This is a genomic window from Rubritalea sp. (genome assembly GCF_051252225.1).
GTDB lineage: Bacteria > Verrucomicrobiota > Verrucomicrobiia > Verrucomicrobiales > Akkermansiaceae > Rubritalea.
This window is the reverse complement of record NZ_JBPOGE010000006.1, coordinates 195,947-215,969: the sequence shown is the minus strand read 5'-3', so window position 1 is coordinate 215,969 and position 20,023 is coordinate 195,947. Positions and strand designations below refer to the sequence as shown.

Here is a 20,023-nt window from a genome sequence, read left to right as displayed (position 1 = left end):
TTCTTGCCATCAGCGCACGAATTCTCAACCTGTATTACAAATGAATTTGAACCTAACTGACAAAGTGGTCATCGTCACAGGTGGCGCAAAAGGAATTGGCGCTGGATGCGTAACTGCCTTTGCCGAAGAAGGCGCGATCCCAGTCATCGTGGGAAGATCTCCACAAGTGGGCCAAGCATTGATCGACCAATGCAAAGTAGGCGCAGTCATTGAAGCCGAGCTTACTTCTGAAGAAGCCTGTAAAAGTGCCATTGAACAAACCCTCAAACTCTACGGAAGAATTGATGGCATTATTCATAACGCCGGAATCAACGACGGAGTTTCTCTCGACAAAGGCACACCGGCTGAGTTCATGGCCTCATTGCAAAAGAACATTTTCCACGTGTTCACGCTTACCCATTACGCGCTTCCAGCACTCAAGGAGTCAAAGGGTTTCATCATTAACATTTCTTCCAAAGTGGCAGACACTGGGCAGGGTGACACCTCTGGCTACGCAGCATCTAAAGGGGCGATGAATGCCCTTACTCGTGAGTGGGCACTCTCACTCGCTAAAGATGGAATCCGCGTAAACACCGTGGTTCCAGCAGAAGTGATGACACCGCTCTATGAAAACTGGCTCAACACTCTCGAAGATCCGGAAACCACACTCAAGCAGATCGAGGCTCGTATTCCATTTGGCCAGCGCATGACCACCTCTGAAGAAATTGCCAACATGGTCGTTTTCTTATCTTCTGAAAAATCTAGCCACACTACTGGTCAGATCATCTACCCAGATGGCGGCTACGTGCACTTCGATCGCTCTTACGGCGCTGTGGAGAAAGAATAGCCAGCCTAGCGAATACTTTCTCTCTAACACCCGCTCACTCGATGAAAATCAGTGAGCATTTTTTTTGGCAATCGCGCACTCCGATTCGAGATAATATATTAATGAATACCCATGAGCTCTGAACGCTCAGTGGCAGCAGATAGGTGGTTCTCTAGCGCTAATCGAGCGGCCTCGCCATCTGCCGAGATCAGTGACGTCACAATAGCGTCATGTTCCGCCACAGTATCCTCACGCATTCCAGCTGTAGCCATCGCATGCGCATGACCGATACAACTCTGATAATGCGAATAGAGCGCCTTCCCTATCATGTTGATAAAAGCATTATTACACGACTCGAGAATCTGAATGTGAAACTTGGAGTCAAGTTCGCCAAAAGCCGCGGGATCTTCTTCAACACGCATTTTCTCTAAAATCTGAATCAAGCTCTCGACCCGAGCCTGCTTATCGCGCTCGCTACGCGCTAGGCGATTCAGCGCGGCACCCTCAATGAGGACACGAAATTCGATAAGATCATTAGAGGCTTTCTCGTCATTGATCAAACTCGAGTAAGTAGCCACCGCCTTCGAAATCACATCCAGATTCCCGCGCGCCACATAGCTACCACTGCCACTAATTGTTTCGATCATTCCCCGGCCACGCAGTTGCTTCAACGCCTCGCGTAAAGCGGTGCGACTCACTCCGTATTCTTCACACAACTTCCCTTCAGATGGCAGCCTTTGGCCTTCCTCTAATTTACCTGATAAGATTTTCCCTTCCAACGCCTGTTCCACGCCTTCGCTTAACAAAACCTGTCTAGTCGTATTGGATGTGGCGGAGCTTCTATTCATTAAAAGGTAAAAGTATATTAGACTCCTAAACTGGACAAGTGAATGTTCATCTTCCGGATCAATCACGAATCTGGAGCCGCTTACTATAAGAGATTGACCACGTTCATCCTGTATTACAGACTTCCGCCCCAAACGCTATGATCGATGCCCACCACCACCTCTGGAAGTACACCGAAGAAGAATTCGGCTGGCTAGAAACAGACAGTACCCGTCGCGATTTCCTCGCAGCAGACCTCGATACCCTATTCGCAGAAAATAAGGTCACTGCCGCGGTTGCAGTACAAGCTCGTACTATTCTTGAGGAAAATGACTTCCTCTTGGCAGAAGCATCAGCCAGTAAGCTCATCAAAGCTGTCGTAGGATGGGTCGATCTCAAATCCACCGCCGCGGGAGCACAGCTTGACCACTATGCAGCGAACCCATTTTTCAAAGGTGTGCGCGAAATCACCCAAGGCGCTGACGATTCTACATTTTTAGATAACAATGACTTCCATGCGGGAATTCGCGAAATAACCGCGCGTGACCTCACTTATGACGTTCTCATTTTCCAAGGGCAATTAGAGACAGCTAGCCGCTTTATCGATCAGCACCCAAACCAGCGCTTCGTACTCGACCACGCAGCCAAACCAGAAATCCGCGCGAGCCAGTTTCCTAGCACATGGGAGAAGCAGATCCGCGAGATGGCTAAGCGTGAACATCTCGTTTGTAAAATTTCAGGTCTCGTCACCGAAGTCCGCGATGACTCGTGGGACGACGCTCTCATGAGCCGCTATTTCGAAACTTTGCTAGAAGCCTTCGGACCACAGCGTTTAATGTTTGGCTCAGACTGGCCTGTAAGCCTCCATGCGAGCGACTACGCACGCTGGAAAGACTGTTTCACGGCATACTTCGACAAACTATCGGATGATGAGCAACGCGCCATCTACACCGATACCGCCACCCAATTTTACTCACTTTAATAATCTAACTTTCTAACACACTTATCTCTATGAAAACAGCAGTCGTCACAGGTGCAGGTTCTGGCATCGGCCAAGCAATCGCTATCAAACTCGCAGAAGCAGGCAATCACGTTGCCATCCTCGACTTCAATGTCGAAGCAGCCACCAGCACAAAGGAAATCATCGAATCTAACGGCGGCACCGCTGAGATCGTTCAATGCGATGTTTCCTCTACAGAGTCCGTTAAAGCAGCATTCGACCAACTCGAGCGCGTAGATATCCTAGTCAACAACGCCGGCATCGCAGCCATCGGTAACGTAGAAGTCTGCACCCCGGATGAGCTCGACAAGATCTACAACGTAAACGTCAAAGGCGTCTACCACTGCTGTCACTTCGCAATCCCTAAAATGCTCGCCAACAAGAGCGGCGTCATCCTCAATCTCGCGTCCATCGCGAGTAAAGTAGGCATCCTCGATCGCTTCGCCTACTCCATGTCCAAAGGTGCTGCACATGCGATGACTCTCTCTGTTGCTCGCGACTACGTGGACAAAGGGATCCGCTGTAACTGCATCTGCCCAGCACGTGTACTCACTCCATTCGTAGAAGGCTTCCTCGAGAAGAACTACACTCCAGAAGAGCGTCCAAAAATGATGGAAACACTCAGCGAGTACCAGCCAATCGGCCGCATGGGCACACCTGAAGAAATCGGCGATCTCGCTGCCTTCCTCTGCTCAGATAAAGCATCCTTCATCACAGGTTCCGCCTACGACATCGACGGCGGCGTCACTCTTCTTCGCTAGGAAACTGAAATCTTAAATCTGAAAAGTAAGAAGTAAGAATCCATGGAAAGCCTAGAAGACAGAACCTACAGTTTTGCCTTACGCGTCATCAAGATCACAAAAGCGCTTCCTGATGACCGTGAATCTAGACACATTGCTAACCAACTTTTCAGATCGGGAACTTCCGTCGCAGCAAACTACCGAGCATCTCGCAAAGGCAAATCCAAGAAAGATTTCATCGCGAAATTAGGTATCGTTCTAGAAGAAGCCGATGAATCCCATTTCTGGCTCTCCATTATCATCGACACCAATATACTGCCTCAAGAACTTGTAGAACCGCTACACAAGGAAGCCTCTGAACTTACCGCCATATTCACACAATCAATCAAAACAGCACGAAGCACGTAAACTTCTCACCTCTAAAATCTAACTTTTTACTTAATCTATGAAACTCATCCGCTTTTACAAAGACAACACCATCACTCCTGGCATCATCTGTAAGGATTGCTCGAACACAGCTGTCGACTGCTCTTCTTTCGGTGAAGACTGGAACGAGTCATTCTTCGAGAATGACGGCCTAAAGCGCCTCCTTGCATTTCTTATTGAGAACCGTGCAAGCCTCCCAGAATCTGAACTAGACTCCCTCACGCTCGCACCTGCGATCGCGCGCCCGTCTAAGATCGTCTGTATCGGCCTCAACTACGCACTCCACGCCAAAGAATCTGGTATGGAGCCACCAACTGAGCCAGTAGTCTTCTTCAAGTCGACTTCCGCTTGGTCTGGTCCTAACGATGACATCCTCATCCCACGCAAGTCTGAGAAATCTGACTGGGAAGTCGAACTCGCTGTCGTTATCGGCAAAAAAGCAAAATACGTTTCTAAAGAAGATGCGCTCGACTACGTCGCTGGTTACGCAGTCCACAATGACCTCTCTGAGCGTGCCTGGCAGATTGAAATGGGTGGCCAGTGGGTCAAAGGCAAGTCCGCGGACACCTTCGCCCCATTCGGTCCATACCTCGCGACTGCTGACGAAGTTGCTGACCCTAACAATCTCAATCTCTGGCTCAAACTCAACGGAGAGAAGATTCAGGACAGCACCACCGCTGACTTCATTTTCAACGTTCAGCACGTCATTTCCTACCTCTCTGAGTTCATGACTCTTCTTCCTGGTGACGTCATCTCCACCGGCACACCTGCTGGTGTTGGTCTTGGTTTTAATCCACCGAAATACCTCAAAGAAGGCGACGTAGTAGAACTAGGCATCGACGGCCTCGGCACACAAAAGCAAGTCGCTGTTAAAGAGAAGTAAGAACGTAGGGCAAATCCTTCTACTTTCTAATTTCCACCATCACCCTTCAAACATGAACGTTCTTCAAATTGACCCACGCGACAATGTACTTGTCGCTCTTCAAGACCTCAAAGCTGGCGACACTGTCAGCTTTAAAGGCAATGACATCACGCTCACCACGGACATTGATGCCAAACATAAGTTCCCGATTGCTGACCTAGCAGCTGAAGCAAAGGTAACAATGTACGGTGTGCTCGTAGGCACCGTCTGCGAAGACGTCGCTGCTGGCACCTTGCTCCACACGCACAACCTCCATCACGCAGCAGACCCATTCGGTATGGATCTCTATAATGAAGGTGAATTTCAGTGGAACACAGCTCCTGATGTTTCCCAATTTGAAGGACGTACATTCCAAGGTTTTCCACGTGAAGATGGCACCGTAGGCACCGCAAACTACTGGATCGTTATCCCGATGGTCTTCTGTGAGAACCGCAACCTGCGCATGCTCCAGGACGCACTCCTCAAACCACTCGGTTATTCTAAATCCACTAAATATGCAGATTTCGCCGAGCGCATGGCTGAAGCTGCTACAAATGGCAAAGACCTAACAGAGGTCACATTCGAATCTAATGAATCAGAAGCAGCGAAGCGCCTCTTCCCTAACATCGATGGCATCAAGTTCCTCTCCCACTCCATGGGCTGTGGTTCTGACCGCGGTGACTCTGATTCGCTCTGCCGTCTACTCGCAGGCTACGCAACTCACCCGAACGTAGCCGGTGTCACCGTACTTTCACTTGGCTGCCAGCACGCACAAGTTTCCATTCTTAAGGATGAAATGAAAAAGCGTTGCCCTGAGTTCAATCGCCCACTCCATGTGTTCGAACAACAGCAGTACCCTTCTGAAGAAATTCTTCTCGAAGAAACCATGCGCCAAATGTTTGCCGGTCTCGCAGAAGCGAACAAGCAAACCCGCCAAGAAGCACCGATCACCAAACTTGCCGTCGGTATGGAATGTGGTGGATCCGATGGATTCTCTGGTATCTCCGCTAACCCAGCAATCGGTCATGTCACCGACGTTCTCACCGTTCTCGGCGGACGCGCTGTACTCTCTGAGTTCCCAGAGCTCTGCGGCGTAGAAGCAGACCTCATTAAACGTTGTAAAACGAAAACAGAAGCCGCGCGTTTCATCCAGATCATGGAAGACTACAATGCCCGCGCAGAAGCGATTGGCTCAGGCTTCTCCATGAACCCTAGCCCAGGCAACATCAAAGACGGTCTCATCACAGACGCTATCAAGTCTGCTGGCGCTGCAAAAAAAGGAGGAACAGCTCCAGTCACCGATGTTCTCGACTATACCGAGCCACTCAGACGCGATGGTTTCACCCTCCTCTGTACACCTGGTAATGATGTCGAGTCCACCACCGCCATGACTGGCTCAGGCTGCAACGTCATCCTTTTCTCCACTGGACTCGGCACTCCTACAGGTAACCCTGTCTGCCCAGTGATCAAAGTCGCCTCTAACCGCATCACGGCTGAGCGCCACCCAGATCTTATTGACTATAATGCGGGTACAATCATTGAAGGTCAGGAAACAATCCAAGAAACGGGCAACCGACTGTTAGAAATGATTCTAGAAGTCGCCAGCGGCAACTACACCACAAAAGCAGTCGGCCTAGGCCAAGACGACTTCATCCCGTGGAGACGTGGTGTTAGTTTATAAGGTTGCATCACGGAGAAAAAAAGAGAGTACTACCAGCCAATTAAACGACCGTTAAGAAATTCTTAACGGTCTTAGCTCATCAATTTAAAACTAGATTAGTCATGCTAAAAGGAATCAGCCATCTCCTCTCACCAGAACTTCTCTCCACGCTCTATCGTATGGGGCATGGTGAAGAAATTATTTTCGCAGACGCACATTACCCAGTGCATGTGGCGGGAGTCCCAGTCATCCGTGCAGATGGTCACAAGATACCTGAGCTCTTAGATGCTGTCTTACCACTCTTCGAACTCGATGCCTACTCCGAGCATCCAGCAGCGATGATGGACGTCGTCCCCGGGGACACACCTGACCCAGCAGTCGAAGCAAGTTACCGCGCCGCGATAGATCGCCACCAGAAGGACGTACCATCTATCGACAAGGTCGAGCGCTTCGCTTTCTACGAACGCGCCAAGAACGCCCACGCCATTGTAGCGACTGGAGACACCTCCAAGTACGCTAACATCATTCTTACTAAAGGGGTCACCCCAGTAAGTTCATAAAACTTCCCCTCTAACCTACTACACTAACTACAATGAATAAAACACCCGTCGTACCTAAACAGTACCTCATCCCATTTATCCTGGTTACCGTCCTGTTTGCTCTCTGGGGCTTTGCTAACAATTTCACTGACCCCTTGGTGAAAGTATTCAAGGACGTCTTTGCGATTACCAATGCTCAGTCCACATGGGTGCAAATGGCATTCTACGGAGGCTATGCCACTATGGCTATCCCAGCGGCACTCTTCATCCGTAAATTCTCCTACAAGGCGGGTATCCTAATGGGTCTCGGACTTTTCGCTACTGGAACGATGCTCTCAATCCCAGCGGCGAATAGCGTAAACTTCAACCTCTTCATCGCCGCGATCTATATCCTCACATTTGGATTGGCGTTCCTTGAAACCACTGCGAACCCATACATCCTTTCCATGGGTTCAGATGAGACTTCCACCCAGCGACTTAACCTCGCGCAAGCATTCAACCCTATTGGCTCACTCGGTGGAGCATTTGTTGCCGCAAGCTTCGTGCTGTCGAACATCCAAGTTGCAGACTTCAAACAAGACATCTCAGGCTATAAAGAAGAACTCGCTGTCGAAAAATCAGCGACCAACGAACTGAACATTCTTCCATTCCTTAAAGCGAAAGAAAAGCCACGTAAAAATGATGAGAACGCGAAACAATACGTAGTAGAGCAAACTTCCGAAAAAACAGATGTCGACACAGCGATCAAAGATTTCCGCGACGGAAAAATCGAAAGCTATCAAGGAAAGACTTTCCCGGAGATTCAGAAGCACGACCTTAACCTTGTTTCAAAAACCTACATGACTCTCGGTCTTGTAGTTCTGGCAGTCTTTGTCATCTTCGTGATTAAGAAAATGCCATCCGCAGCTAAGACGGATGACAATGACCACGAACTCCACGTCAAGAGTACTCTTGCACGCCTGTTCAAAAATCCTCGTTATATCTGGGGTGTGGTGGCGCAAATGTTCTATGTCGGAGCTCAGATCATGGTCTGGACTTTCATCTTCCATTACGCCGAAACAGAAGTCGGTATGGACAACGCCACCGCAGGTAATCACCAGCTCGCAGCGCTTGTTCTCTTCTTGAGTTTCCGCTTCATCTGTACAGCCTTCCTCAAGTACATCTCTCCTGGTAAGATCCTCTTCGTTCTCGCTGCTGCAGGTATTGCCTGCACACTCGGAGCTATCTACCTCACCGGTATGTCAGGACTCTACTCACTCATGCTCGTATCTGCCTGCATGTCACTGATGTTCCCAACGATCTACGGCATGGCACTAGAGGGTGTTGGACAAGATGCTAAACTTGGTTCAGCAGGTCTTATCCTAGCTATCGTAGGAGCAGTTTGGCTCACTGGCTTCCAAGGTCGCATTCTTGACCTTGAATCCTTCATGGGCACCACTTCAGTCAGAGGTTCTTTCTACCTCACTGTTGCCTGCTTCCTCATCATCGCAATCTACGGCTTCTTCTTCAGAAACCCTAGATCCAAACAAGCGTAAGCTCACCTCAATCTAACCCTAACACTAGGGCGCTCCAAAATGGCAGGATTTACTCCTGCCATTTTTTATTTCCCTGAGTAATTTGAGCACTAAATCACCATTGAAGTAAATGAAACGACTACGAACCCTCATACAGCTATCCCAATTCCTTCTGTACGCGATAGCTGTCGCTGGGCTCAGTAGCTGCACGACCTTGCCAGAAGTCACCCACACTGAAAAAGTAGTAACGCTTAAAGCTCCAGCCTCTAGCAAGTTGGTAGAAGCTTCAAGAAATGTGAGCAATGGAAGTGAGTCACACTTTCTCCTCCTAAACGAGGCAATGGAAGCGATGCTCTGGCGACTCGCATTGATCGACTCTGCTGAGAGCTCTATCGATATCCAAACATTCATGTGGGAGAACGATGAAGCAGGCGCTTTGCTATTTGATCGGGTGCTCAAGGCTGCAGACCGCGGAGTTCGCGTGCGCCTCTTAGTAGATGATATCTGGCTGGAATCCAATGAAGATGGTTTAGCGGCTATCGATGCCCACCCTAATCTATCAATTCGTCTCTATAACCCACTTGAAGTACGCGGAAATGCTCTGAGCCGCGCCACCCATTTCCTCATGAACTATGAGCAGCTAAATCAGAGGATGCACAATAAAACCTTCATCGCAGATGGCGCTTTTGCCATCAATGGAGGAAGAAACCTTGGAAATAAATATTTCGGACTATCCGATAATTACAATTTTAGAGATCTCGATGTCATCTCTACTGGGAAGGTCATCAGAGACATCAGTAGTGAGTTCGACCTTTTCTGGAATAGTGCCTATGCCTACCCAGCGGAGTATTTGTCTAACAAAGCAGATCGCTTCGATGTGCCAGCTAGCCTCAACAATATGCGAAAATTACTCGCGAAAGAAGAGCATCACTTTCTAAAATCCTACCCCATCCACCGACAAAACTGGTCTAAGCGACTCGAAAAATTACCAACACTGATGCAAGCTGGTGAAGCGCATTTCCTAGGTGACGACCCCTATGGCCGTGAACGCATCGTCGTAGATTATCTGACGGAAGCGGTCAGTCAGGCTAAACAAGAGATAATCATCATTTCCCCCTACTTCATTCCTTATGCAAACCGATTTGACGGTGTCAAAGAATTGATCAAACGAGGGGTGCGCGTGAAGATCATCGTACCTTCATTGGGAGCGAACAATCACACACCTACACATAGTCACTACCGTAAATACCGCAAAGCTATCCTTGATGCAGGCTGTGAGCTCTATGAATACAATTTTCAACCCAGTGCCGAACAACGAGCATTGTGTGAAGTGAAGCCCGTTACAGCGGACTTTATTGGCATGCACATGAAGGCTGTGATTGTGGATAGAAAGACATGCTTCATCGGTTCTTTAAATATGGACCCGCGAGCCATGGACATTAATACAGAAGAAGGGCTAGTGATCGACTCCATAGCTCTCACTTCCGAGATGCTAGATACGGTAAAAACTATCACTGCACCCGGAAATGCATGGAAGCTCGAATACGATGATCAAGGCAAGATTGTCTGGAAAGGTGGGAACGGAGAGGTCCTCACTCGTCAACCGGCACGTACTAACTGGCAAAGAGTAGTTGATTCTATCGCCCGCTGGCTACCGATTGAGAGCGAACTTTAGTCACACCAATATGACTGATTATGTGTAATCGTATAGCTAACTATACAGATAAGAACTGTAAACCGCTTCCAACTGAATACGAAGTGAGTGCTACACTTATACTCACATGCAATGAAATGCGTATATTCCACTTGAAAATTAAGTGCTTCAGAATCAGATTCCACGCATGAGCAATCGCATCGACACCACTTTCCAAAAGCTGGCCGAGACCAACACCCCAGCCTTCGTCGCCTATGTCGCGGCTGGCGATCCAAACTTGGAAAAATCGCTCGAAATCATCAAAGGCTTAGCAGACGCTGGTTCTGATGTGATCGAACTTGGCGTCCCATTCTCGGACCCACTTGCCGATGGAGTAGTCAACCAGCTCGCAGCTGAACGCGCGCTCAAAGCCGGCACTACGCTTCTCAAAGTCCTTCAGCTGATCCGCGACTTCCGTAAGACTCACGAGACACCTATCGTGCTCTTCACCTATCTCAATCCGATCTATACATACGGTTACGAGAAATTTCATGCTGACGCTGCAGCAGCAGGCGCAGATGGCGTCCTCCTTCTCGACCTTCCACCGGACGAAGTCCCGTTCAACTCCGAGCTCGCAGCCAGAGAAGGGCTCAAGCACATCACTCTCATAGCGCCTACTTCACCAGAAGAGCGCATCGAATCACTCGCGAAACAATCCGAAGGCTTCATCTACGCGCTCTCCCGCACTGGTGTGACTGGTGCACAAGCAGCACCTTCTGATGCCATTGGAGCAACCGTAGAAAAGATCAAGCAATACACCGACACTCCAGTCTGTATTGGATTCGGCATCAATACTCCTGAGCAAGCCAAAATGGTTGGCGAGCTCTCAGACGGCGTAGTCGTGGGCTCTGCCATCGTTAACCAAGTCGCAGAAAATGCCGACTGCCCAGATGTCGCAGCCAAAGTCGCGGCATTCGCCACTCCACTTATTCAAGCCGCAAAAAATCAGTAAGATTTCAGGAATTCTGTCTAAATGGCTTCAGCCTACTGGTCATAAAACTTAACACCTAAAACATACCACTATGTTAAATTTCACCAAAATGAACGGCGCGGGCAACGACTTCGTTGTCATCGATAACCGTGACCTTTCCATCAATCTATCTAAGGAACAGATCGCCCAACTTTGCGATCGCCACCGCGGTGTAGGCGCAGATGGCCTACTCGCTGTAGAGCCTGCTGAAAAGGGCGCTGACTACAAGTTCCGCTACTACAATGCAGACGGCGGCGAAGCCGAAATGTGTGGCAACGGTGCGCGCTGCTTTGGCGCATACACTGCCCGTCTCAGCTCACCTATCAAAGAGCTCGTCACCTTCGAAACCATCGCTGGGACACTCTGCGCACAACTCATCGGCGACAACGTACGCATCGCCATGTCAGATCCATTTGATCTCGCCATGAACCTGCCTATCGACCTCGAAGACCTTGGCGACATTCACTTCGTCAACACTGGAGTGCCACACGTAGTAGCCTACGTGGATGACCTCCCAGCGCTCGATGTTGTGAAAAATGGCGCATCCATACGCTACCACGACCACTTTGCTCCCAATGGAACAAACGCGAACTTCGCCGCGGTGCTTGCTCCTGACCACATTGCTATCCGCACTTACGAGCGCGGAGTCGAAGGCGAAACTCTCGCCTGCGGTACTGGCATGTGTGCTTGTGCACTCTACCACCACATTCTCAATGGCGCTACTTCACCAGTCAAAGTAGACGTCGCTGGCGGCGACACACTCGAGATCGGCTTCGAACCACTTGGCGACAATAAATTCTCCAATGTCACCCTCACCGGCCCAGCTGACTTCGTTTTCACTGGCACCGTCGAGGTCTAACAAGCTTCGATAGTTACAAATTTTTTAAAATGCCCAGCAGCGTCTTTGTTACTGGGCATTTTTTATGGAACCAATCAGATTAGCTGTCATATAAAGACCCAACTCCATGAAATACTTCGGAATCGCTAGCGTATCTACTCTCACTAAAATGTGACACAGCGCTACCGACAGGCTAAGTCACCCGTACTAAAACTTACTTTCTACACAAACATCATGAAAAACATCTTCAAAAAAGCGGCAAATATAGGCTGCTGTCTTAGCGCGCTCAGTTGCGCCTTAACTGCCTCAGAAAAGCCCAACGTCGTTCTCATTTTTGCCGATGACCTTGGCTATGGTGACTTGAGCTGCTACGGCGCAACCAAGCTCAAGACTCCGAACATCGATAAACTCGCCGCAGATGGCAGACGCTTCACCGATGCTCATTCCGCGTCTGCTGTATGCACGCCCTCGCGCTATGCTCTACTCACTGGTGACTATCCGCTTCGGATCGGTTCGACTCGCCCGGTTTTCCTGAAAAGCGGTTTGGTGATCGATCAAGAAAAACAGACCTTGGCAGATGTGATGAAGGACGCCGGCTATGCCACTGCCTGTGTTGGCAAATGGCACCTTGGTTTTGGTGAAAAAACGCCCGATTGGAATGGCGACCTCAAGCCCGGACCGCTCGAGGTCGGCTTTGATTATTACTACGGTGTGCCAACGGTGAATAGCCACCCACCATTCGTTTATGTAGAAAACCACAATGTCGTGGGACTGCTCCCCGATGACCCTTTGGTCTATGGAAAGAAAGCGAAGACCGAGGAAATGCATGAGAAAATGGGCATTGATGAGATCGGTGGCGCAGATGCGGCTCATGAGCTTTACGATGATTATCAGGTGGGAACCCACCTCACTGAAAAGGCCGTGGACTGGATCAAGGAGCAAAAAAAAGATCCCTTCTTCCTCTATTTCGCGACCACAAACATCCATCACCCCTTCACTCCTGCACCGCAATTTCAGGGAACTAGCGAGTGCGGCCTCTATGGCGACTTCGTACATGAGCTCGATTGGATGGTCGGAGAAATCGTTAAAACGCTCGAAGAGCAAGGCGTGGCGGACAATACTTTGATCATTTTTACTAGCGATAATGGCGGCATGTTCAATGAGACTGGGCAAGATGCTTGGGATGCTGGACATCGCCTGAATGGCGAATTGCTTGGCTTCAAGTTTGGCGCATGGGAAGGTGGACACCGCGTTCCCTTCATCGCCAAGTGGCCTGGGCACATCGAAGCTGGCTCAGTATCCTCACAGCTCATTTGTAATGTTGATATGCTTGCTACTATGTCTGCGCTGACAGGAGCCGAGATCCGAGAAGGCCAAGCGATCGACAGTGTGGATGTGCTGCCTGCTTTCACAGGAAACACCTCAGAAGCCGTTCGTGAGAATCTAGTCCTCGCTCCGAGCAGACCAGGTATCCTCGGTCTCCGTAAGGGCAAGTGGATGTACATTAACAGCAAGGGAAGCGCAGGATTTGGCGGAAAAAAACGCGGCGAACATGGCTTTGCCGGCCCAGCTGCCATTACCTATGCTGGCTACTCCAATAGTGATATTGAGAACGGAAAAATCAAAAATGATGCTCCGCCTGCACAGCTCTATGACCTAGAAAATGATCTAAAGCAGACGACTAACCTCTATAAAGAGCATCCCGAAATGGTGAAGGAAATGGACGCACTTCTACAGACCTATCAGCCTGCAAAGAAGCCCGCGCCAAAGAGAAAGAAAGCTAAAGGCACCTCCGGCAACTAGCGTTATTGGTGCTCGAGAGAGAATTACAAGCGAAGCTAGGCGTAATGAATGAGCAGACTTTTTGAAAACACCCGTATTGCAGCACAAAATAGTCATTCGCGATCCTAATCTTGCTAAGCGTAGTTGGATCAGCATATTAAACTCCAGATGAACGAGGAGCCACTATCGCAAAACAACTCAGAAGCTCCACGCTTCGAGCAGTTGCTTGCAGGTGAGCAAGGGTTTCTGCACGCCCTCATTCGTTCTCTCGGAGTCCCCTCATCAGACTCAGCCGATGTCCTGCAAGCGGCGAATATTTACCTCATCGAGAACGTCGAAAAGTTTGAGGCTGGGACTAATTTCCGTGCTTGGGCGGCCCAAGTCACCCGCTACCGCTGCCTCAACTACTTCCGCACAGAAAAGCGTCGCCCCATGGTGAATCTTTCTGAGCAAGCACTCGACCTGATCACTGAGGAAGTCTGCCGCCAATACGACGAAACTGCGCAACAACTCTCCCACCTTGACCAATGTCTAAAAAAACTCCCCCCCGAGCATTCCTCTCTGATCCACGCCATCTACACAGAGGGCCAATCGCTCAAGGATTACGCCAACGCACAGAAGAAATCCCACAGCGCTGTCCGTAAAACCATTTCCCGTGTTCGCCAACTCCTCAAAGACTGTATCGAACGCCAAAACTAATTCACCACTCCTGCCACAGTAAAAAGTGAAAAATACTGTGTCACACTTCCCCCAATTTCACTCTATCTAAGTAAGACATGCCCGAGCCATCACCATATCAACCAACGCAGGAGTTCACCGAACTCGTCCAGCGTGTGCTCGATAAAGAATCTAGCCTCGAAGATGTCGCGGAGCTAAACCGTATACTGCCTCAGGATCCACAAGCTCTACAGTACTTCGTGAAAATGCGGATGCTACACTCCCGCCTGGTGGATCAGTTTAGCACGCACTCGTCTGGCCTTACTGCTATTCATCAGGCCACAAAATCTTCCTCCTCCCACTCTCCTACAGAAAAACTTAGCGTCCCATTCACGAGTCGCTTCTCGCGCCCAGTGGTCAAAAAGGTCGCTCTCGCGGCCGCAGCTCTGGTTCTTCTATCTTTCCTCGTTCCTACCCTCTACCGCAGTGCCGTAGCTGAAGACGCCTACCAAGTAGTTGCCACTCAAAATACGAGCGAATTCCAGCGTGGTTCATGGATGACCACCCACAGAACCTACCGTCTAACGGAGGGCTCTATTCAGATCAACTCTCCTGACCACAATAGCCTCACTATCCAGGCGCCTGCTAAGTTTACGATTAACTCTCACCAAGAAATCACACTCAAACAAGGTAAAGTCTGGGCTGAGCTCGACGGCAAACCTCTCGACATTCACACACCCCAAGGCCTCGTCCAAGACCTTGGAACCACCTTTGGCATCGACCAATCTTCACCTAAATCGACTCGAGTCGATGTCTTCGATGGAGCTATTCAGCTCTCTTTATCACACACTCGGCACAAAAAGGCAGGGAAAGGCCAAGCGCTCATTATCGATGCACACCAGTGGCCACCCAAAAAAGTCAATGCAGATGCCTCGCTCTACACCTCCAAGCTCCGGCAGCCCGTAGGCATCGCTTTCAGCGACAACTACCTAGACAACAAAAGCATCTTGGCTGAACAACCTATGTCTACTTGCTGGACTGTAGCTGATACTATTAGTGGCTCCACGCCTCTCGACCAATCACCTATCACGGTCAAATGGTTCTGCGGCTATAAACTCTTCCCAGAAGGCAACGCTGTATCAGCTGAAGCAGCACTCTTTCGCACCCATCTCCTATGTGGAAGCCAAAATGAAATAGATCCATCAACCGCTAAGGCTCTTGGTTTTTCTGGTGATCCAGAGATAGGAATTATTATCCGTATTGAAAACATCAAGCCTTGGCTCGAAAAAATCGGAGCCACCGGCTACCGCCTACAAGCCTTGCGTAATACGGGTTTACCAAATGTCCATTTCCTCCCCCTCAGTGTCCGAGCTTCAGAAGGATCTCCTGCGATAGAAGTTCAAGAAACCGACCGAAGCGAGCTCCTCTCATCGAGCTACCCTCAACCTGCCGATGGCACCGTCGGTTCAAGATCCATCACAAACTTCCAAACCATTTTCACCTCAGACTCACTTACCCTCACTTCCCCCACCCAAAAATCAGGCAATGACCGAGCTAACATCTCTGCCGTGAGAATCATTCCTGTCTTCTAGAGAGTCATTTTTTCTCATTGGCTAAGCGTTCTCCATAGCCTCGTCGGCATCACATTGATTCTTCGCCACCGTCGCGCCTAATCGTTCACGCTGACCAGACCAACCTTATCTTTAAAGCCGTTTAGGGTGTCTTTCCTCGCGGCTTTATCCTGTTCCCCCCACCTCCCAACAAAAAACGTCACTTTTTTTGTCACACTTGAGTACCATAGGTTCTTCGTTGGTGTATAAGTTTTCTGAGTTTAGTGCTCACGAGATCTCAACACCCTAGAAACGAACACGATTCAATGAAAAAAATAAAACACCCTATTCTCTCGAGTCTAACGGTTGCTCTACTCGCTTCTGCCACCACTACTCAAGCTTCCAGCGTCCTCATCGACTTCGGCTTTGCGGCTGGCGTTACAACTGGCAATTACAACAATATCAACGGCGGCGGCGCCACTGGTTCAGGCTCCATTTCAACAGTTGAGGGGACTTATAGCCTCATTAATACCACTGGGGCATCCGCTGGCCAAGTAGTGGTCTCTAGTGGCGTGACTGCGAACTGGGGAGACTCAGGTTCTGGAGCAAACTATACTGGCTCCAAGCCTCTTGCATTAAGCGGTATCGCAGCGACAGCAACCGATGACGGCTTATTCTTGAACAACAACGGCGGCACGCCAACTGTCACCTTCGCTTTCACAGGTTTAGACGCGTCCCAAGCTTATACTGTTTTGTTCTATTCTGCACGCGGTAACAACGGTGGACCGGCTACCGATATTGGAGTTTCTGTAGGATCAGGTACTGGCGCCAGTATCAGTAATAGCCTCAATAACGACTCGGAAGTTGGTACTTTTGTGGCCACTACAACCGCTGCTGGAGAACTCTCACTCACCTATTCATCTGGTGGCGGAAACACAGCTACAGCTCTTAACTTCATGTCAATCACCACCGTACCAGAGCCGTCCTCCACAGCTCTTCTCGGCCTTGGAGGCATCGCTATGATCCTTCGTCGCCGTCGCGCCTAAGTTCCCAGTCGGGGGCACATTCATCCATCATTTTTCAGCCGGGAAGCGAATCATCTCTTCCCGGCTTTTTGAAAAAGTAACTCTATGAAAATTCACCACTCTCTCTTTTATCTATTCGTCTGCATAAGCTCAGCACATGCTCAGATAAAAGTCTCCATAAACGAAGACAGCACCATCACAGCTGGTATGACTTCACGTCCAGATGGTTCGGTGGTGAGCACTTCATCAGAAACTTGGAATAGCTCCATCGATCAAAGTGGATCAAATCTCAGCCTTGCTGACACCTCTGGCGACGCCACCTCCGCAGAACTCTCGTATTCCGCCGGATTCATCAAATCAAATGAGCTCGGCTGGGAATCTCAATCCCAGGACTGGGTGATGATGGAAACTTGGGTAGGATTTAAACAAAGCGAATCGCTTACTATCAGCAATCTTCCAGCCAGTTACGCAGCTGGCTACTCCGTCGTCATCTATGGCGATTCGAATGACGGCAACACTCGCACGATGGATTATTTCATCGACGACGGCACTAGCACTAAAAGCGGCACCATCCTCGATGGTGGTTATTTCGACGGCAGCTTCTCGAGCGATAAGACGGTCACCATCACTGGCCTCACTGGTACTTCCTTCACTCTCACTGGTAATACTGGCAACTCGCGCTCGGCTATCTGTGGATTTGAGATCATTCCAGGAGCGATACCCTCGATCTCCTCATTCGAAGCCGATGATCACTACGTTCAATCAGGCACTGAAGTCACGCTCACCTGGTCAGCTAGCAATGCAACGTCCCTTACACTCGATCCTGGCAATATTGATGTCACGGGCACCAGTTCCCTCGCTGTAACACCAAGCGAAACCACCAACTACACTCTCACTGCTACCGGCGAGTCCGAAAGTGATACCGCAGAGATCACCGTAAGTGTCGGACCAGAAGTGCCGAACGTCATCATTTTCCTCGTCGACGACTTTGGAGTCACGGACACTTCCGTACCCTTTGTATACGACCAACACAACGATGCGGGTGTCCAAGTACAAACCGCTTTCAACAACTTCTATAAAACACCCAACATGGAAGCTCTCGCGGCCAAAGGCATGAAATTTTCCCAAGCCTATGCCATGCCAGTGTGCAGCCCTACGCGTACGAGCCTAATGACCGGTTACAACAGCCCGCGCCACGGAATCACGGTGCATTTGAACCTCGCTGGAACCATCGATAACACCGCCTTCACCCGAAAGAACAACCGCGGCCCCAACAATTGGCGTTACATGGGGATGGATGCTACAGACGTGACCCTTCCTCAACTGTTCTCCGCTGCCAACTACCGCTCAATCCACTGTGGTAAAGGACACTTCGGTGGCAATGGAAGATATGCAGCAGACCCTACTGCCATCGGCTTTGACGTCAACATCGCCGGATCCTCCTCGGGTCAGCCTGCACGTTACATTTCAACTTCCTCATTAGGTTTCGAGAGCGGAACCCGTGCGATGCCAGGTATGGAAGCCTACACAGGCGACGGCGCGGGAACCTACCTCACAGATGCGCTCACCACGGAAATGAATACCGCTATCAGCGACGCAGTCAGCGATGGTGTGCCATTTTTTAGCTACATGTCCTATTATGCGGTTCATTCACCCTTCACCTACAACCCAGGAGTCGATGCCTCAGCTTATAGTTCAGCGGTCTCAACCAATCACCAAAAATTCGCCACCATGGTCGAAGGGGTTGATATCTCCTTGGGAAACATCATCCAGCACTTAGAGAACCTCGGAGTCGCGGAAGACACCCTCATCCTCTTCATGGGCGATAACGGTAGTGACTCACCAGCACTCAGTGCCGAGGGGCAAATCGGATCGGCCACATTCAATGACTACCCGATCCGAGGTAAAAAGGCCTCCGCTTACGAAGGTGGCTCACGCATTCCTCTCATCGTTTCTTGGGCAAAACCAGATTCTGACAACACATTTCAGCAAGTACTACCTATCATTCAAGATAGCGTGGAGCACGATATTGTCTCCGTCATGGATGTCGCTCCTACAGTTCTCTCTATCTGTGGACTCGAAACTCCTTTCATGGATGGACATGACCTCAGCCCTTACCTCACCGGTCAGGCGGGATCGCACCGGCCACAAAAGCTCATCAACTATGTCCCCCACGAACACCGCAGCGATTACTTCCTATGGTACCGCGAGGTCGACTGGAAATTAATCTATCGCTTCTACAACGACTCCTTTGAGCTCTATAACCTCGCATCCGACCCTGATGAATCAGACGATCTGTCCTCTGCGCAACCTGATAAAATGCTCACCATGGCGCGCACAATGGCAGAAGAATTGGACAATTCCTGGGGTGATCTCGGCAAACTCTGGCCCACACTCAACCCTACTCAAGTTGCCGTTCCTGCAAGACCACTAGAAGACGATCCTTTCTTCATCCCCTTTGATGTCGATGGAAGAGACACCGTCGACACCGATAACGATGGACTTACCGACGCCGAGGAAGACCAAGACGCAGACGGCCTGCTCGGCACAAGCGAAACCAGCGCAGATGATTCTGACACGGATGACGATAACACGGACGACTATACTGAAACTCGCTTAGGTTTAGACCCGCTTGACCCGAATGAGGCATTTACAGTGCGCGCTACGCAATCAGCCGAAGACACGCTGACTCTCACTTGGCCCTCCGCACCTGGCTTAACATTCGATATCCTATCCAGCCCTGATTTAGCCACACCCATCTCAAGCTGGACACCGCTCTATTTAGATGTCGACGCAGATTCTACCGAAGCAGAAACCAGCTGGGGCATCTTGATGGACCTCGACCGAGAGTTTTTCTCCATCCAGCTCAAGCCCCCGGAATCTCAATAAAACATTCACTCCATCACCACAAAACATCCAACACACTGGCAAATGCTACATCCTCTCAGCTGTAGCATTTGCTTTTTTGGGTGCTTTCCTGACTGGTAGTGATTCTACGTAAAATACAGACATTTTACCCACTCCTTGATACCGCGGAGTCCACCGTAGCTTCAAGTGATGCGAAAAAAATGCCAGTCTTGGCGCACTAAACTCCCACT

17 protein-coding genes are annotated in these 20,023 nt (G+C 49.9%); 16 read left to right on the top strand and 1 reads right to left on the bottom strand.

Annotation, left to right across the window (positions count from 1 at the left end; all coding sequences use genetic code 11):
• The first annotated feature begins 40 nt into the window (after positions 1-40).
• Positions 41-826: an SDR family oxidoreductase gene (locus ACSHX2_RS08190; protein ID WP_435692364.1), complete on the top strand. Its 786-nt coding sequence runs from the start codon at positions 41-43 to the stop codon at positions 824-826.
• Between the two features lie 98 nt (positions 827-924).
• Here ACSHX2_RS08190 and ACSHX2_RS08185 read toward each other — a convergent pair whose 3' ends face one another.
• A complete protein-coding gene (locus ACSHX2_RS08185; RefSeq protein ID WP_435692362.1) occupies positions 925-1,653 on the bottom strand; it encodes a FadR/GntR family transcriptional regulator in 729 nt (242 codons plus the stop codon).
• 137 nt (positions 1,654-1,790) lie between these two features.
• Here ACSHX2_RS08185 and ACSHX2_RS08180 point away from each other — a divergent pair, with 137 nt between their 5' ends.
• The 15 genes from ACSHX2_RS08180 to ACSHX2_RS08110 all read left to right on the top strand — a co-directional run bounded on the left by ACSHX2_RS08180 (position 1,791) and on the right by ACSHX2_RS08110 (position 19,814).
• Complete coding sequence (locus ACSHX2_RS08180) at positions 1,791-2,612, top strand: amidohydrolase family protein (RefSeq protein ID WP_435692360.1); 822 nt, start codon at positions 1,791-1,793, stop codon at positions 2,610-2,612.
• A gap of 29 nt (positions 2,613-2,641) precedes the next feature.
• Positions 2,642-3,391 carry an SDR family NAD(P)-dependent oxidoreductase gene (locus ACSHX2_RS08175; protein WP_435692359.1) on the top strand — a complete coding sequence of 250 codons (750 nt, stop codon included), beginning with the start codon at positions 2,642-2,644 and terminating at the stop codon, positions 3,389-3,391.
• A 42-nt stretch (positions 3,392-3,433) separates the two neighbouring features.
• Positions 3,434-3,778 carry a four helix bundle protein gene (locus ACSHX2_RS08170; RefSeq protein ID WP_435692357.1) on the top strand — a complete coding sequence of 115 codons (345 nt, stop codon included), beginning with the start codon at positions 3,434-3,436 and terminating at the stop codon, positions 3,776-3,778.
• A 37-nt stretch (positions 3,779-3,815) separates the two neighbouring features.
• Positions 3,816-4,679, top strand: a complete 864-nt coding sequence (locus tag ACSHX2_RS08165) for a fumarylacetoacetate hydrolase family protein (RefSeq protein ID WP_435692355.1) — start codon at positions 3,816-3,818, stop codon at positions 4,677-4,679.
• 52 nt (positions 4,680-4,731) lie between these two features.
• A complete protein-coding gene (locus ACSHX2_RS08160; RefSeq protein ID WP_435692353.1) occupies positions 4,732-6,378 on the top strand; it encodes a UxaA family hydrolase in 1,647 nt (548 codons plus the stop codon).
• 101 nt (positions 6,379-6,479) lie between these two features.
• Positions 6,480-6,917, top strand: coding sequence for an L-fucose mutarotase (gene fucU, locus ACSHX2_RS08155; protein WP_435692351.1), 438 nt, complete (start codon positions 6,480-6,482; stop codon positions 6,915-6,917).
• 32 nt (positions 6,918-6,949) lie between these two features.
• Positions 6,950-8,431, top strand: a complete 1,482-nt coding sequence (locus ACSHX2_RS08150; protein ID WP_435692349.1) for an MFS transporter — start codon at positions 6,950-6,952, stop codon at positions 8,429-8,431.
• A gap of 109 nt (positions 8,432-8,540) precedes the next feature.
• The gene (locus ACSHX2_RS08145; protein WP_435692347.1) at positions 8,541-10,085 is read left to right on the top strand and encodes a phospholipase D family protein; all 1,545 of its coding nucleotides are present in this window, start codon (positions 8,541-8,543) and stop codon (positions 10,083-10,085) included.
• A 166-nt stretch (positions 10,086-10,251) separates the two neighbouring features.
• Positions 10,252-11,055 (top strand): tryptophan synthase subunit alpha, encoded by an 804-nt coding sequence (trpA, locus tag ACSHX2_RS08140; protein WP_435692345.1) that lies wholly within the window; start codon positions 10,252-10,254, stop codon positions 11,053-11,055.
• A gap of 70 nt (positions 11,056-11,125) precedes the next feature.
• Entirely contained in the window at positions 11,126-11,932 is an 807-nt protein-coding gene (dapF, locus tag ACSHX2_RS08135; RefSeq protein ID WP_435692343.1) for a diaminopimelate epimerase, read from the top strand.
• Positions 11,933-12,145: 213 nt separating this feature from the next.
• Positions 12,146-13,714 (top strand): sulfatase family protein, encoded by a 1,569-nt coding sequence (locus ACSHX2_RS08130; protein ID WP_435692342.1) that lies wholly within the window; start codon positions 12,146-12,148, stop codon positions 13,712-13,714.
• 147 nt (positions 13,715-13,861) lie between these two features.
• Positions 13,862-14,392, top strand: coding sequence for a sigma-70 family RNA polymerase sigma factor (locus tag ACSHX2_RS08125; protein ID WP_435692340.1), 531 nt, complete (start codon positions 13,862-13,864; stop codon positions 14,390-14,392).
• A gap of 77 nt (positions 14,393-14,469) precedes the next feature.
• Positions 14,470-15,942 carry a FecR family protein gene (locus ACSHX2_RS08120; RefSeq protein WP_435692338.1) on the top strand — a complete coding sequence of 491 codons (1,473 nt, stop codon included), beginning with the start codon at positions 14,470-14,472 and terminating at the stop codon, positions 15,940-15,942.
• A 284-nt stretch (positions 15,943-16,226) separates the two neighbouring features.
• Complete coding sequence (locus ACSHX2_RS08115; RefSeq protein WP_435692336.1) at positions 16,227-16,946, top strand: PEP-CTERM sorting domain-containing protein; 720 nt, start codon at positions 16,227-16,229, stop codon at positions 16,944-16,946.
• An 84-nt stretch (positions 16,947-17,030) separates the two neighbouring features.
• Entirely contained in the window at positions 17,031-19,814 is a 2,784-nt protein-coding gene (locus ACSHX2_RS08110) for a sulfatase-like hydrolase/transferase (protein WP_435692334.1), read from the top strand.
• Positions 19,815-20,023 lie beyond the last annotated feature (209 nt).

Coding starts and splice junctions, on each gene's coding strand:
- ACSHX2_RS08190 (WP_435692364.1), top strand. CDS start 41: ATGAATTTGAACCTAACTGACAAAGTGGTCATCGTCACAGGTGGCGCA.
- ACSHX2_RS08185 (WP_435692362.1), bottom strand. CDS start 1,653: ATGAATAGAAGCTCCGCCACATCCAATACGACTAGACAGGTTTTGTTA.
- ACSHX2_RS08180 (WP_435692360.1), top strand. CDS start 1,791: ATGATCGATGCCCACCACCACCTCTGGAAGTACACCGAAGAAGAATTC.
- ACSHX2_RS08175 (WP_435692359.1), top strand. CDS start 2,642: ATGAAAACAGCAGTCGTCACAGGTGCAGGTTCTGGCATCGGCCAAGCA.
- ACSHX2_RS08170 (WP_435692357.1), top strand. CDS start 3,434: ATGGAAAGCCTAGAAGACAGAACCTACAGTTTTGCCTTACGCGTCATC.
- ACSHX2_RS08165 (WP_435692355.1), top strand. CDS start 3,816: ATGAAACTCATCCGCTTTTACAAAGACAACACCATCACTCCTGGCATC.
- ACSHX2_RS08160 (WP_435692353.1), top strand. CDS start 4,732: ATGAACGTTCTTCAAATTGACCCACGCGACAATGTACTTGTCGCTCTT.
- fucU (WP_435692351.1), top strand. CDS start 6,480: ATGCTAAAAGGAATCAGCCATCTCCTCTCACCAGAACTTCTCTCCACG.
- ACSHX2_RS08150 (WP_435692349.1), top strand. CDS start 6,950: ATGAATAAAACACCCGTCGTACCTAAACAGTACCTCATCCCATTTATC.
- ACSHX2_RS08145 (WP_435692347.1), top strand. CDS start 8,541: ATGAAACGACTACGAACCCTCATACAGCTATCCCAATTCCTTCTGTAC.
- trpA (WP_435692345.1), top strand. CDS start 10,252: ATGAGCAATCGCATCGACACCACTTTCCAAAAGCTGGCCGAGACCAAC.
- dapF (WP_435692343.1), top strand. CDS start 11,126: ATGTTAAATTTCACCAAAATGAACGGCGCGGGCAACGACTTCGTTGTC.
- ACSHX2_RS08130 (WP_435692342.1), top strand. CDS start 12,146: ATGAAAAACATCTTCAAAAAAGCGGCAAATATAGGCTGCTGTCTTAGC.
- ACSHX2_RS08125 (WP_435692340.1), top strand. CDS start 13,862: ATGAACGAGGAGCCACTATCGCAAAACAACTCAGAAGCTCCACGCTTC.
- ACSHX2_RS08120 (WP_435692338.1), top strand. CDS start 14,470: ATGCCCGAGCCATCACCATATCAACCAACGCAGGAGTTCACCGAACTC.
- ACSHX2_RS08115 (WP_435692336.1), top strand. CDS start 16,227: ATGAAAAAAATAAAACACCCTATTCTCTCGAGTCTAACGGTTGCTCTA.
- ACSHX2_RS08110 (WP_435692334.1), top strand. CDS start 17,031: ATGAAAATTCACCACTCTCTCTTTTATCTATTCGTCTGCATAAGCTCA.